The sequence below is a fragment of the Peribacillus sp. FW305-BF15 genome (assembly GCF_058783805.1).
Genome location: NZ_JBYSYV010000016.1, coordinates 17,539 through 32,888 on the forward strand (window position 1 = coordinate 17,539; position 15,350 = coordinate 32,888).

Genomic DNA, 15,350 nt, shown 5'->3' on the forward strand with positions numbered 1-15,350 from the left:
CGTTAATATCAACAGGATTGCCCTATCAAAATGTAAATGGAGGTACTCAATTATATTTTTATTAAAAGTACTTGACGATAACCATAGATTGTAAGTAAACTGTTAATATAAGGTTACTTGTTAGACAAGTAGTAAAGACGCTAAGTAACAAAAAGCACCTTTTAATCAACATATTTAATGATTAGATTGTGTAAACTATAAACATTTAGTATATCCAAGCTTATACCATCTTTTTTAAAAGAAGTGTAAGCGCTTTAGGATTGGATTTTAGTGTTTATGAAAAGTGTTTTACATGTCTATTAAGATACTAAATGATGTTAAAGATAGGAGGGTCTATTTGAGAGCTGCAGTAATTGATAAACCATATTCTGTTGTAGTAAATCAGGTTGACACGCCCAATATCAAACAAAGCCATGAAGTGAAAATTCAAGTGAAGGTGACTGGAATATGTGGTTCAGAAGTACACGCTTATCATGGAACACACCCTTTTCGGGTTCCCCCAGTTATCTCAGGGCATGAACTAGCAGGAATAGTAGTGGATGTAGGGAATGAAGTATCGAGTGTTTCTATAGGTGATCGAGTTACGGTAGAACCCCATTACGGATGTGGTACTTGTAAGCGCTGTCGGTCTGGGGAATATAATATTTGTGAAAACAAAAAAGTATTAGGTACACAAGAATGGACAGGATCGTTCGGTGAATTTATAGTTGTTCCAGAAAGCACGGTCGTACCATTACCGAATAATGTGTCCTTTGAACAAGGTGCTTTGATTGAGCCGCTAGCGGTTGGTATACACGCTGTCAGAAAAGCAAAAGTCGGTCTTGGTGATAAATTGGCCATTTTGGGCGCGGGTCCAATTGGGTTAGGAATTTTATTAGCAGCAAGAAACTCAGGTGCAACAAAAATATTCATTACAGATGCATTAGAATACAACTTGGAAATTGCGAAGAGACTTGGAGCTACCCACCCAATTCAGACATCAAAAGTAGATGCCATTGAAACGATACTAAAAAAAACAAACGGAGACGGAGTCGATCATGTATTTATAGCCGTTGGAATCCAAGCAGTATTGAATGATTCTTTTAGGATAGTAAAAAGGGGAGGCAGGGTCTCCGAAGTAGCTCTATTTGGAAAGAAACCCGAAATTGAAATTTCCTATCTTCAAAATAAAGAAATCCAGATTATCGGCTCCAATATGTATACGAGGGATGATTTTGAAATCGCGGCGGATGCCATTGCAACTGGCATGTTTGATACCTCATTGTTTATTTCAAAGATATTACCCATCGAAGAGGCCAAGACTGGTATGAAGATTGTTGATGAGAAGCTCGAAGATGTGATAAAGGTATTATTAAAATTTTAATGATTCAATCCTTCATAGTTTCTATGAAAATAACAAAAAGTTAAAATTGTTCTACAATAATAAGAAGAATTTTCCTATATAAGAGGTAGATAAAATTGTAAACGTTTACTCCGCTATATTGCTATAACTATGAACAATGTACCATAAATAGTCCGGAACTAAGGAGTTGTTTAGGATGAATGCACATCAATTAGAACAATCTACTACCAAAAAAGTAACAATGAGGTTAATTCCGTTTTTATTCCTGTGCTTTACCATTTCAATTCTAGACCGGGTTAATATAGGGTTTGCAGCACTACAAATGAATCAAGATTTAGGGTTCTCAGATGCTGTTTTCGGTTTAGGAGCAGGAATTTTCTTCCTTGGGTATTTCCTTTTAGAAGTACCTGGAAGCGCTATGATGAGCAAAGTTGGAGCTAGAAAATGGATAAGCCGTATTATGGTCACTTGGGGGATTATAGCGGTCCTTATGGCTTTCATAACAGAACCTTGGCAATTCTATACTGCTCGTTTCTTACTAGGGATTGCTGAAGCTAGTTTCTATCCTTGTATGGTTCACTATTTAAGCGGTTTCTATCAATCTAAGCATCATGCTAAAGCCATTGCTGGATTTATGATTGCAATCCCAGCAGCAAATGCAATTGGTTCACCACTTTCAACCTTTTTTCTAGGTATTGATTGGTTAGGGTTCTCTGGATGGCAATGGTTATTTGTATTAGAAGCAATTCCTGCCATTATTCTAGGTGTTATTTGCTACTTCTATCTTGATGATACAATCGAAAAAGCAAACTGGTTAACAAAAGATGAAAAGAAATGGTTAATTGATGTTACAACTAAAGAACAGTTAGAAAAGCAGGCAGTTAAACACTATACTTTCACGCAAGCGTTAAAAGATCGAGAAGTTTTAATTTTATCTGTTGGATATTTTTTCTGGATGATTGGGTATTATGGAATTGTAATGTTCTTACCAACCATCATGAATGGACTGTCCGAGCAAACAGGCTTAAGCATGCAATCATTGGGCTGGGTAATTGGTGCTATGTACTTTTTCGCGATGATTATGATGTACTTTGTAGGAATCCACTCTGATAAAAAGAACGAAAGACGTTGGCATGTGGCAGCATGTTTATCTATAAGTGCGGTTGCCATGGTATCAGCTACATTTGTTCTAGAAACAAATGTATGGTTAGCATTTGGATTATTAACGATTAGTTTAAGTGGAGCGTTCGGTGCTTACTCCCCATTCTGGGCTATCCCACCTTCTTTCTTAACTGGAGCAGCCGCAGGTGGTGCGATTGCCTTGATTAACAGTATCGGTAACCTTGGTGGTTTCTTTGGTCCATATATTGTAGGTTGGATTAGAGATTTAACAGGTAACTTCCATATAAGTATGATTTTCCTAGGTATAAGCTTAATAGTAAGTGCCATCATCGTCGTTACTTTAGTTAAAGTATCAGGAAAGTCTCTAGTTAAAGGAGAAAATGCGTCTGTTGAAAAAAATATCGCTAACATGTAATCCGATTAGAGTCATCAATACAATTAAGAAACTACGGCGGATTGCTATATAGTTGCTGTATTTTCTTAAATCGAATTTTGATTATAAAAAAGTGAAAAGTTTTTCGTATTGACAGGGAAAACAAATGAGAAGCCTAGAAAATAGTTCTAAAAAAAGTTCTGAAGTGACAAACACTTAATGTAAAAATAAATAATTTGGTAGGAAAAGGGTCATTCATAAGTTGAGCAGTCAACTATGAATGACCCTTTTTATATTCAATCTTACTTATTTATGAATCTGGTAATAATTTATGGAAGTATTCTTATGATCCAAAAACAATATAATATATCAATACCCCAAAGAATGTAAGGGGATTATGGGTAGAGTTGCCGATTTAACAAGTTGTGGTGATGTATCAGGAATGAATGTAGCTATTCGTGCGGTAGTAAGAGGTAATGATTTTATATTTAAATAGTAGTGACATGACACCATAAAAGCGACAATGGACTTATTAGAAAGTCCATTTGTCATGTTTATGGTATGAAAAATTAGTAAATTAAAGTATTTGATATGGGTTGACACTATATAAATATAAAATTATACTTACGATATCTACTTAGTAGACAAGTTTACAATGAAATAGTCCTATAAATTAATATGTCTAGTATCTACAGGTGAAAAGGTTAATAGCTTACATCTTCTAATAAATAAAATGAAAGGGTTATCATCTCGTTGTATAGAGGCATTATGGAGGCTGCTAGGGAAATGATTAATTGTCTAAGTAAGTTTAAATGATTTATTAGAAAAGGGCACTTGAAAACAAACCTAAAAATTAAGGTAAGAGAAGATCATATTGCTGAACACAATGATTAAATGTTAATTGTGAATAACTATATCTGTGTACCATTTTCTCCGTTACTATATTAAAAATTGAAAGCGCTATATATGAAATTAATATCTAGATTCACAAACTAGAATATTTATATTAGAAGAGTATTTTACATAAATTAATAATAACGTGCATTTCTGGAAATGAAAGTTTAATCCTAACAATGAGTGGAATCAATTTAAGTTTAACTGGATGTAAATGAGGAAGAATGTTGAAATGATAGATTTGGAGGGTTATTCATGCCATTATTAATAACAGCTATTGGTGTTTTACTACTACTTATCTTAATAATGAAATTTAAACTAAATACCTTTGTATCCTTAATTATTGTCTCATTTCTTTTGGCTTTGTTCTTGGGAATACCACCGGAATCAATTGCTGCGACAATTGAACACGGTTTAGGAGGGACACTAGGTCATATTGGTCTTATCTTTGGAATTGGTGCTATGCTAGGAAGATTAATTGCTAATGCCGGAGGATCCCATCGTATCGCTGTTACTTTAATAAATAAATTTGGTAAAAAGAAAATACAGTGGGCGGTTGTAACTGCTTCATTTATCGTAGGAATCACATTGTTTTATGAAGTTGCCTTTGTATTGTTAATTCCGATTATCTTTACCATTTCAAAAGAGTTAAATATATCGATTGTCAAGTTAGGTCTCCCAATGGCTGCAACTTTATTAGTCACTCACTCTTTCTTACCGCCACATCCAGGTGCGACTGCTGTTGCAGCAGTATATGGCGCAGATGTAGGTACTGTATTAGTTGTTGGTACTATCATTGCAATTCCAACAGTTATCATTGCTGGGATTTTGTATCCTAGGCTTATTGGAAAACTAATGCCAGAAATATTCAAGAAAAAGAGAGAGCTTTCTCAATTAGGGGAACAAAAACATATTGATTTAGAAGATACACCGGGATTTGGCATTAGTGTTTTTACCGCTACCTTTCCCGTCATATTAATGGCTATTGGAGCTATTGTTAATGCAATTCAAGGAGCAGCAGGTTTAGGAGATAATTTATTTTTTATGGTGATTCGATTTATAGGTAATGCATCCGTAGCGATTTTACTTTCGTTCTTGTTAGCTGTTTATACAATGGGAATCAGAAGAAATATTCCAATTAAGAAGATGATGGATTCATGTGGTTCATCCATAAATGCCTTAGGATTATTACTTTTAATCATTGGTGGTGGCGGAGCCATAAAACAAGTACTTATCGATGGTGGTGTGGGTGATTATATTGCAGAAATATTCTTAGGTTCATCTATTAATCCACTAATTCTTGCATGGTTAGTAGCAGCATTATTACGTGTCGCGTTAGGATCTGGAACAGTTGCTACTTTATCGACTGCTGGTCTAGTTATGCCAATGTTAGCTCAAACTCCCGACGTTAACTTAGTATTAGTTACTCTTGCAACTGGTGCCGGAAGCTGTATGGCATCTCATGTAAATGATGCAGCCTTCTGGATTGTTAAAGAATACATGGGAATGGATATGAAAGAGACATTTGCAACATACAGTGTAATTTCAACTATAACTGCTATTGCTGGATTAATCTTTGTATTAATACTAGATATATTTATGTAAAAGTATGGTATCTAGACAAAGGGAATATAATTCATTTGTCTGGTACTACTATTAGTATATCAATCATTATAGAAAGCGTGATTTTAAATGGACCTGTATTGCAATAATCGTCATTAAGCAATGAAAGAAAATGATTGGATTAAACTTGATTATAATAACAAAATTTCACATTGTACTTGTAGTAGTTTACGTGCAGATAGAATCAAAGACATTGATCTATTAAAAAATATTAAAAATAGATATTTTCCTATTATGTTAGTAAAGCTGGCAAAATAATTGAATTGATAAAACTAATGAAAAGGTTTTCTTAAAATGTATTGACAAGGATAAACAATAGATTTATATTAAACCTGTAAGGTACTTAGTAGACAAGTAGACAACAATATAATAAGACAACTAGGAGAATTCTATAAAAAAACTTCCGAGGTGACAAAAATGAAATTAAGTGTTGAAGAATTAAAGCAAAAAGCCATCGAGCTTAGACAAACAGCACTAACAATGGTTTACGAAGCACAATCGGGACATCCAGGCGGATCCTTATCTGCTGCAGATATCGTTACCACTCTTTACTTTAGAGAAATGAACATCGACCCGCAAAATCCAAAATGGGAAGATCGCGATCGATTTGTTTTATCAAAAGGACATGTTTGTCCAATCCAATATTCTGCACTAGCTTTGCGGGGATTTGTACCATATGAAACGATTCATACCTTAAGACAATACGGTTCCCCTTTCCAAGGACATCCTGATATGAAGAAATGTCCTGGGATCGATATTTCAACAGGATCACTTGGTCAAGGACTATCTTGCGCAGTCGGAATGGCATTAGCTGGAAAGCGTGATGAGAAAGATTACCGCGTATTTGCCATGGTTGGTGATGGAGAAGCTCAAGAAGGTCAAATCTGGGAAGCCGCTCAATCAGCTGCCAAGTATCAACTAGATAACTTAGTTGTATTCGTTGATGACAATGGTCTTCAAATTGATGGTACAACCGAAGAAGTTATGCCAAACCACGATTTAGAAGTTAAATTTGCTGCATTCGGTTTTGAAACTAAGAGAATCGACGGACATTCAATGGAAGAAATCGGAGCTACATTAGATGAGATTAGAGGTTCAAAGAACGGTAGGCCAAAAGCGATTATTGCAAACACAGTAAAAGGCCGCGGCGTTTCATTCATGGAAGATGTTGTTGATTGGCACGGAGTTGCGCCAAACAAAGAACAATATGAACAAGCAATCGCAGAAGTAGCAAGGGGGTTAAGATAATGACAGTTTTAGCAAAAGACATCCAAACAAAAAAAGCTACTAGAGAAGCATTCGGTGATGAAATTGTAGAATTAGGGAAAAATAATAAAGACATTTATGTTGTGGATATTGATATCGGTAAATCATGTAAAACAACTAAATTTGCTAAAGAACTACCAAACCAACACGTAAACGTTGGGATCGCTGAACAAAACGCTGCAGGTTTAGCTGCAGGTCTTGCGGCAACTGGTAAAATTCCATTCATCAGCACATACGCTGTATTCGGTTCATTACGAATGACTGAGCAAATTCGCCAAGAAGCTTGTTATCCAAACTTAAACGTTAAAATCGCTTGCTCTCACGGTGGTTTAACTCCAGCGAATGACGGTGGGAGTCACCAAGCAATCGAAGATATGGGTGTATATAGAACAATTCCGAACATGACGGTGGTTATGGGTGCAGATTATAACTCTACTAGAAAATTAGTCGCTCAAGCTGCAGAAATCCAAGGACCTGTATATCTTCGTTTCACAAGAGACGCCATGCCATTCATCTATGATGAAAGCGAAGAGTTCGTAATTGGAAAAGCAAAAGAAATCCAAAACGGAACTGACGTTGCAATCATCGCAAACGGTGACACTGTTCGTCTTGCATTAGAAGCTACCAGAGAACTAGAAAAAGAAGGCATCTCAGTTAAGCTATTAGACATGCACACTATAAAACCCCTTGATAAAGAAGCTGTGTTAGAGTGCGTAGAAATCGGAAAAATCGTAACAGTAGAAGACCACAACATCCTTAATGGCCTTGGAAGTGCGGTAAGTGAAGTAGTAGCTGAAGCCGGTAAAGGAAAAGTAAAGCGTATCGGTGTTCAAGACCAATTCGGCCAATCAGCGCCTTATGAAAAGTTACTTGAACTAAACGGCATCACAGTAGAAAACATAGTTGCTAATGCAAAAGAACTTTTAAATTGAAACACGGAGACGGTTCTTGAGTTTCCAACAACATCAGAACCCTCTGTTTTACTAAATAAGAGTTTATAAGATTAAAATTGGAAACATGGGAACAGTCCCCATGTTTCCCTAACCTAGGAGGAATACATTAATGTTTGAATTAACTAATCGTGTAGCCATCGTAACAGGAAGTGGATCAGCAAAAGGAATTGGACGTGAAATCGCTTTAACACTTGCTCGTCAAGGTGCAGCAGTGGTTATTGCTGATATTAATATAGAAGGTGTTCAAGATACAGTGGACGTGATTAAAGAAGAAACGGGCGGACAAGTATTAGGTGTTCAGCTTGATGTGACAAGCAAAGAATCTGTAGATGCAATGGTTGAAGTGGTTCTTAAAGAATTTGGACGTCTTGATATCCTAGTGAATAACGCTGGTATTTCACAAAAAGTAACAGTAGAGGATATGACTCTAGATGATATCAAACGTATCTTCAATGTCAATATGTTTGGTTTATTCCTATGTTCTCAAGCAACTGCGAAAGTCATGAAAGAACAAAAGTACGGGAGAATCATCAACCTTTCTTCAGTATCTGGTAAGCGAGGCGGTGGAGTATTCGGTGGTGCTCACTACTCTGCATCAAAAGCTGCCGTTCTTGGTTTCTCTAAAAACATGGCTCGTGAAGTGGCACAAGATGGTATTACAGTAAACTCAGTAGCACCAGGATTAATCAACACTGAAATTTGGAAGTCGCTTCCGAAAGAACAAGCAGACGGCATTATTGCCAATATTCCAGCCGGAAGACCAGGGGAAACAAAAGAAATTGCAGCTACCATCGCTTTCCTAGCATCTGAAGAAGCAGCTTATATCAATGGTGAGGATATCGATATCAACGGTGGACAACATATGGACTAATCGCTTCGAATGATTAGTCGTACAGAAAACGATTGCTTCAAAAGTAGTTAAATATAAATGCAAATATAAATAAGTTTAATCATGAAAAGAGGCTGTTCTATAAGTCGAGGAGTCAACTTATAGAACAGCCTCTTTTACATTCAAGATTAAGGTTTATTACTATTAAAATTTATTATAAGTGGTAGAAATTGTACATTCTTGTGATCAAATAAAGACTTATCCGATTATATCGAATGAAAGAAGGCCGATTATGAGGAAAATTGCGGTTTTAACAAGCGGTGGTGATGCACCAGGCATGAATGCGGCTATTCGTGCGGTAGTAAGAAGAGGAATTTATAAAGGGATGGATGTATTTGGAATTCATAATGGTTATGAGGGTTTATTAGAAGGATATATCACTCCGATGACATTAGGAAGTGTAGGCGATATTATTCACCGCGGCGGCACGATTTTACGGACCTCACGAAGTGAACGATTCAAAACAGAAGAAGGACAAAAAACGGCTATTAATCAATTAAATAAATATGGAATTGATGGTTTGGTTGTCGTTGGTGGTGATGGTTCTTTTATTGGAGCTAGAAAATTAGGTAAAAAAGGTGTTCCAGTAGTTGGAATACCTGGGACAATTGATAATGATATTGCTGGTACAGAGTACTCTATTGGTTTTAATACAGCCGTCAGTACTGCAATTGATGCAATTGATAAAATTCGTGATACTGCCTTTTCACATGAGCGAACCTCCGTTGTAGAAGTTATGGGACGTGGAGCTGGAGACATTGCCTTATGGGCTGGATTATGTTCAGGTGCAGAATCCATTATCATTCCTGAAGCTTCCTATCGAATAGAGGATATTTTTGAAAGAATTACATGTGGGCGTAATCGCGGGAAAATGCATAGTATTATTGTCGTTGCCGAAGGTGTTTGTAGAGCTGAGGATATCAGCGTTGCATTAAGGGACCGATTTAAGTTAGATACAAGGGTTATTGTTTTAGGCTATCTTCAACGCGGAGGAACCCCAACTGCATACGATCGAATGATAGGTAGTCAAATGGGTGCAAAAGCTGTCGATTTGCTAATCGATGGACATGGCGGGAATATGGTAGGTATTAATAGTGGGAAAATTGTCTATAAATCTTTTGAGCAAGCTGAGAAACAAGTTCATGAAATTGATATGTCCTTGTATCAATTAGCACGAACTCTATCTATATAGTGGAAGAAGCAGAAATCTATGTAAATCATGATAAATTAGGAGGAAACATATCCTACCCGGCCGGGAGCGATTAAAGCTACAGTGGGTGAAAAAAATACTCTTTTTGGTTCTCGGAATCAAGCGCAGTAACTTAGGAGGAAGAAAATATGAAAGTAGTCATTGCTTCTGATCACGGTGGTATAAATATTCGTAAAGAGATTATTTCTCTGTTAAAAGAAATGAATATTGAATATGAAGATATGGGCTGTGAGTGCAGTACATCTGTTGACTATCCCGATTATGCCCTGCCAGTAGCTGAAAAGGTTGCAAAAGGAGAAGTGGACCGTGGGATCTTAATTTGCGGAACAGGTATTGGAATGAGCATTGCAGCCAACAAAGTAAAGGGAATACGTTGTGCACTTGTGCATGATATGTTTAGTGCTAAGGCAACGAGAGAACATAACGATACCAACATATTAGCTATGGGAGAGCGTGTGATTGGTCCAGGTCTAGCTCGTGATATTGCAAAAATATGGTTAACAACACCTTTTGAAGGTGGTAGACATAAAAACCGTATCAATAAAATAAGAACATATGAAGCTTAAGTTGAATACTGACATGTACTATGCATAGAATAGTTGCTTATAGAACACTGGCGAATACAATTATCGTATACAAAAAATTGGGATATAAGTTGTAAATAGTATGTATGATTGATTTACATAACGACCCTTACAAAAAATAAAAGGTTTGGGTCTATTATTAAGGGGGATATTAATATGGCTTTAACTTCAATGAAAGAGATGTTAAACAAGGCGTTAGTAGAAGGGTATGCGGTTGGCCAATTCAACATCAATAATTTGGAATGGACACAGGCTATTTTAGCTGCAGCTCAAGAAGAAAAATCTCCAGTTATCCTCGGTGTATCTGAGGGGGCAGCTCGTTATGTAGGTGGATTTAAAGTAGTAACTGCGATGGTAAAAGTTCTTATCGAGGAAATGAATATCACTGTTCCTGTCGCGATTCATTTAGACCACGGTTCTAGTTTTGAAAAATGTAAAGCTGCCATTGAAGCTGGGTTTACATCAGTGATGATTGACGCTTCTCACCATCCATTTAAAGAAAATGTGGAAATCACCAAAATGGTAGTGGAATATGCTCATGAGCGTGGGGTATCTGTTGAAGCTGAGTTAGGTACTGTTGGTGGACAGGAAGATGATGTGATTGCAGAGGGTGTTATCTACGCAGATCCACAAGAATGTGAAGAGTTAGTGAAGCTTACTAGTATTGATTGTTTGGCACCTGCGTTAGGTTCTATTCATGGACCTTACAAGGGGGAACCGAACTTAGGATTTGAAGAGATGAAACGAATTTGTAAAACAACCGGTTTACCTCTTGTTTTACACGGTGGTACAGGTATCCCAACAGATCAAATTCAAAAGTCAATCTCGTTAGGAACAGCTAAAATCAATGTAAATACAGAAAATCAAATTTCATTTACAAAAGTAGTGCGTGAAGTATTAAATGCAGACTCTGATGTGTATGATCCACGTAAATTTATTGGTCCAGGTCGTGAGGCGATTAAAGAAACAGTTATAGGCAAAATTCGTGAATTTGGTTCTTCAAACAAAGCGTACCAGTAACTTTATCGAGATTTACATTCAAAACTAAAAAAGAGAAGACTAGAAAAATCTTCTCTTTTTTCATTCAGTCCTTTTCAAGATAATTTGTTCTTCTCTCTACCATCTGTTTTGCGGCCTTTTTAGACTTCTCCTGCCCAGGGTTTGTATATAGTGCAGCCGTTGTGGTTGAAGTATGACCAAGTTGAGTCATCAACAAATGAATATCTCCTGATTGGTTCATTATATTCGTCCCAAAGGTTTGCCTAATTTTGTGGGAGGACTTGGAATTATTGGACTTAAAGGCTTTCGTGTATTTCTTTACTAAAGCCTAGATGGCGCGGTTGGAAAGAGGGGGACTCCATTATTCACCATAGTCAAGAATACATAGGCCCTATCATCGTTTGATCCCCTATAACGTTCCGTTCGCACAGCTAGGTAATCTGAGGAGTGACGGCCACTACATCCTTTTTTCCACCCTTGCGTAAAACATGTATTTGTTTTTCCTCGAAATCCAAGTCTCGTAGGCTTAAGTTGAATAACTCATTCACCCTGGTGCCACTTCCTAAGAAGAGAGATAAGATTGAAAAATTATGTTCCTTGTCCCTTTTAAAATATATGAGTTTTCTGGACTTTTCAGGTAGCTCCTTTTCATAGTCATGCTTCACGAATTCAAGAAAACGAGCATCCTCATCATAAGGTAATAAGACATCATCAGATAAATTAGCTCTTAAACTTTCAAGAGTTTTAGATGTAAGTATGGAGAAATTTTTTTGAAGAAGAATTAGAGCTAGTCTAAAAAACAGAAGAGTGGAAACTTGTGGGGTAAAAAACTTGGACAGTTTGACACAAGAACTCATAAAACCATAAATCCTATTAAGCTATGTGACAACGGGTTTGGAATAGCAGAACTATTTGCTAGAGGTTTGTTGATTTTATGGCCACCTATTAAAGAGGCTGAAATATAAAAAGAAGGCCCAATTTAATAGAAAGTCTATCAGTTCAAATGTACCAATGAAAAAGGAGTTGACCCCGTTAGGCCAACCCCTTGCAAACTGTTATTTTATTGTAAGCGTTACAGAATTATAGTTTTTCCCATTACTAAGTGGATTGTAGTTTTTCTCAATGTTTCCTGCGGCGTCCACAGTGAAATAATTGATGGTTGTAGTCTTTTCAATTTTTAATGTTTCTGCAAATTCACGGGTGCCGCTTAATTTAATTTTAGCTGATTGGAAGGTTGGGCGGCTGCCGTCAAGCGTATAATAAATCGTGGCTGGCTCACTTGTTTCAATCTTAACATCAACCGGACCTGTGTATTTACCGTTTCCAGGTGTAGCTTTTGAGGAAGGCGGCTGATGGTCTTTTGCACTGTTGTAGGCTACTTTCATTAAGCCAATCAACCCATTGGCAAATTCCATTGCTTCTTCATGACCTTCTACAAAGGCTGGCTGGAATCCAACTGCCTGCCATCTTTTTGTATCCTTATTCCATAAATCTGCCCCTACTTCGAAGTTCCAGGCATAAATCCCCTTTTCATACCATAGGTAGTCCGCAGAGTTACCTGCAGCAGAGTATAGTACGTCAGGAATTGGACCTGTACGGCTAGGTAGAATGACCGTTCCGCGGTGGTCTTGAATATCATTTAAGATGTTATCAGAAGCTGCCCAGTAAAAAGCTTCTTCACCAGCTGATGGGCGTGGCAGTGTTGTACGTTTTGAATCGTAAGCACCAGGGGACCACATGAAGTAGCCGCCATAACTATGAATATTCATTGCAAACTTAATATTTGGGTTTTTGTCAGCAAGCCAGACAAGGTTTCTTCCTTCAGGCTCAGAGTTTTTAGCTGGTCCAGCGTAAGTATCTCCCGTGCAACTTGTACCTCCGCCAATATAGCCATCAAAAACGGAACCAACAGAATGGTTGCGGTTAAGGTCAACTCCCCAATTATTACGGTACCCAGGATCAGAGGCAGTGGGACCACAGTGATTGGTCATATTCTTACGCTGCATATTGTAATCATTTAAGCTGTAATTAGCACCATCAGGGTTTACTGAAGGTACAAGGAATATATCAAGATTATCAACAATCTTTCTTGTCTCACTATCTTGATTATAGTTTCGCAGTAGTCTTTCCGCCGTTTCGATTGTTACGAGTGGGGTCACCCATTCACGGGCATGCTCCTGAGCATATCCAAGAACACCTGGTTTAGAACCGTCACGATGCTTGCCGATTCGGATCGCTTTTACTGTGAAAGGATCACGGGAAACGTCTGCCCCAGCTTTCAAGCCGTCAGTTAATATCGCAGCATTTGTGGTTGGTGCGACAACACCAGCACCAGTATTACCGCGGTATGTAGTCGCAGTGACAAGTTGGCTAGCATTCTCATTCAGTGCTTTAACCACTTGTGCGGCAGTACTTGTTGCCTTTCCTGACGAATCAGTAGCTAAATCTACTAAAATCTTGGTACCATCCACAGTCACTTTTAGTGGTGCATTATTGGTTCCCGGATTCTTGAATTCTACCGATACATCATTCCCGCCTTCATGTCCCCATGCTTTTGAGGAAACAACAACTGCGAGATTGGTCGTGCCGCCGATAGTTGCTTGGGCAAGACGTCTGTAACCATTTGTTTTATTTGGCATATCAATGATTTCTACCAAGTTCGGGAATTCTTTTGAAAGTTTTTCGGCACGTTCGTATAATTCATTTGGTGCCATATAGTGGTCAACAAAATCCGTAACATAATCTGTTTTTGGATGTTTCGGCTCTTTCCCTAACCATTCAGTAATGGTGCTCGTAGCTGTTCCTCCAAGATTACTTTCAATTTTAACAGATGAAGGAATGGCGCTAACTGGTAAAAGTAAATAGTGATATAAATATTCACCGTAATCTACCAATCTAGAAAGTGTAGCAGATTTTTCCTCACCGTTCTCGGTCCAAGTTGCTTTAAGTGCTGTGCTAGCAGTCGCACCGGCGCTTGATTTTACTTCGAGATATAGGAAGGTGCCTGATTGATTGGTAAAATGGTTTGCCCTAAGAACTTTAAGTGTATCCTCGGAAGCTGCCAGACTGGCTTGAAGCTGGACAGTAGATTGCCGCTCTGCCACGCGTGTGCTCCATTGATTTTCGGTGATCAGGGTCTCTTTTACATTGATGCCAAAGGTCTTTAACATGGCAATTTCTGTTGGTGTGACAACGGCATCCACTTCATAGACTCCGTCGTGTGCTTCGATTCTGTGGGTAAGGTCAATTCCAAGCTCAAGAAGCTTGTCCTTTGCCTTATCATTTGGTACGACAAGTTGAACAATTGAGACCGATTCTTTCTTAGGAATCGGCTGGTCAGGTTGTTCGACCGCTGCAACCGGGATACTTAGGCCTGTATAAAATGTAGAGAACCCTAGTCCGGTTATGGCAGTCATCACCACTAAATTCCTTTTCCATTTCTGCTTTTTCTGTTTTGTCAAAAACTGCACCCCCAAAATGCTAAAAATTTTAATACAAGCTTATTGTAAGTTGAATGTACTTAATATCTTGTCGTAAAATCAGGGGCAGTTAAAAATCCGCTCTACAAAAATTTTATTGGGGAAAATAATACTTTATTTTAGAAGATTGAATTTTAGACTGTTTTTCCTATTTAAAAAGTACTGCGCCACTCGAAATCCAGTAATTTCAGGAGTACAAAATTACTGGATTTTATTCCATTATAATTTATATAAACTGTATATTGGTAATCAACTGTTTTTATTGTTTAATATTGTTGCTGTTTGTCTAATTTTGTAAAAGGAAAGTTGTAATATATTTCATGTGAATTGCGGCTCTATTGTTAAAAACCATCAAATGCCTATCAACCTTTGTGCCAGTCCAACATTTAATAAAGAAACAAGAATTATTATGAATAGGAATGATGGGGAATGGCAAAAAGAAACCGAGGAAAATCAATCAGCTACTTGCCTTCAAATGGCAGAGGGAAATGCCCACTGTGTGAAAGAACAGGAGTAAAGCTTCTCTACCCGCACAAAACTGAAACATCCCAAACCATCAAAGTCTGCAAAAACTGCCGCCATAAATAAAAATCTCATAGTAAAAAATCACATTCAG

Annotated in this window: 12 protein-coding genes and 1 pseudogene; 10 read left to right on the forward strand and 3 right to left on the reverse strand. The window is 37.6% G+C overall.

The window, feature by feature from the left end:
- The first annotated feature begins 337 nt into the window (after positions 1 to 337).
- The 9 genes from AC3WLU_RS17320 to AC3WLU_RS17360 all read left to right on the forward strand — a co-directional run bounded on the left by AC3WLU_RS17320 (position 338) and on the right by AC3WLU_RS17360 (position 11,276).
- The gene (locus AC3WLU_RS17320) at positions 338 to 1,363 is read left to right on the forward strand and encodes a zinc-dependent alcohol dehydrogenase (protein ID WP_492597631.1); all 1,026 of its coding nucleotides are present in this window, start codon (positions 338 to 340) and stop codon (positions 1,361 to 1,363) included.
- A 175-nt stretch (positions 1,364 to 1,538) separates the two neighbouring features.
- Positions 1,539 to 2,879, forward strand: coding sequence for an MFS transporter (locus AC3WLU_RS17325; RefSeq protein WP_492597632.1), 1,341 nt, complete (start codon positions 1,539 to 1,541; stop codon positions 2,877 to 2,879).
- 1,107 nt (positions 2,880 to 3,986) lie between these two features.
- Entirely contained in the window at positions 3,987 to 5,336 is a 1,350-nt protein-coding gene (locus tag AC3WLU_RS17330; protein WP_492597633.1) for a gluconate:H+ symporter, read from the forward strand.
- Positions 5,337 to 5,771: 435 nt separating this feature from the next.
- Complete coding sequence (locus AC3WLU_RS17335; protein ID WP_492597634.1) at positions 5,772 to 6,602, forward strand: transketolase; 831 nt, start codon at positions 5,772 to 5,774, stop codon at positions 6,600 to 6,602.
- A complete protein-coding gene (locus AC3WLU_RS17340) occupies positions 6,602 to 7,552 on the forward strand; it encodes a transketolase family protein (protein ID WP_095394096.1) in 951 nt (316 codons plus the stop codon). The genes AC3WLU_RS17335 and AC3WLU_RS17340 overlap by 1 nt, the downstream gene beginning before the upstream one ends.
- A 130-nt stretch (positions 7,553 to 7,682) precedes the next feature.
- The gene (locus tag AC3WLU_RS17345; RefSeq protein ID WP_098866202.1) at positions 7,683 to 8,444 is read left to right on the forward strand and encodes an SDR family NAD(P)-dependent oxidoreductase; all 762 of its coding nucleotides are present in this window, start codon (positions 7,683 to 7,685) and stop codon (positions 8,442 to 8,444) included.
- A 250-nt stretch (positions 8,445 to 8,694) separates the two neighbouring features.
- Positions 8,695 to 9,654: a 6-phosphofructokinase gene (gene pfkA, locus AC3WLU_RS17350; RefSeq protein ID WP_283930416.1), complete on the forward strand. Its 960-nt coding sequence runs from the start codon at positions 8,695 to 8,697 to the stop codon at positions 9,652 to 9,654.
- Positions 9,655 to 9,800: 146 nt separating this feature from the next.
- Entirely contained in the window at positions 9,801 to 10,238 is a 438-nt protein-coding gene (gene rpiB, locus AC3WLU_RS17355) for a ribose 5-phosphate isomerase B (protein ID WP_063576714.1), read from the forward strand.
- A gap of 174 nt (positions 10,239 to 10,412) precedes the next feature.
- Positions 10,413 to 11,276: a class II fructose-bisphosphate aldolase gene (locus AC3WLU_RS17360; RefSeq protein WP_096340520.1), complete on the forward strand. Its 864-nt coding sequence runs from the start codon at positions 10,413 to 10,415 to the stop codon at positions 11,274 to 11,276.
- Positions 11,277 to 11,340: 64 nt separating this feature from the next.
- Here AC3WLU_RS17360 and AC3WLU_RS17365 read toward each other — a convergent pair.
- The 3 genes and pseudogenes from AC3WLU_RS17365 to AC3WLU_RS17375 form a co-directional block, all read right to left on the reverse strand.
- Positions 11,341 to 11,565, reverse strand: a pseudogene (locus tag AC3WLU_RS17365) (tyrosine-type recombinase/integrase); the annotation flags it as partial.
- Between the two features lie 121 nt (positions 11,566 to 11,686).
- Positions 11,687 to 12,112 (reverse strand): tyrosine-type recombinase/integrase, encoded by a 426-nt coding sequence (locus AC3WLU_RS17370; protein ID WP_492597635.1) that lies wholly within the window; start codon positions 12,110 to 12,112, stop codon positions 11,687 to 11,689.
- Between the two features lie 198 nt (positions 12,113 to 12,310).
- Entirely contained in the window at positions 12,311 to 14,716 is a 2,406-nt protein-coding gene (locus tag AC3WLU_RS17375) for a M14 family metallopeptidase (RefSeq protein ID WP_492597636.1), read from the reverse strand.
- A 447-nt stretch (positions 14,717 to 15,163) separates the two neighbouring features.
- Here AC3WLU_RS17375 and AC3WLU_RS17380 point away from each other — a divergent pair, with 447 nt between their 5' ends.
- Positions 15,164 to 15,322: a hypothetical protein gene (locus tag AC3WLU_RS17380; protein ID WP_488199392.1), complete on the forward strand. Its 159-nt coding sequence runs from the start codon at positions 15,164 to 15,166 to the stop codon at positions 15,320 to 15,322.
- Positions 15,323 to 15,350: the final 28 nt, after the last annotated feature.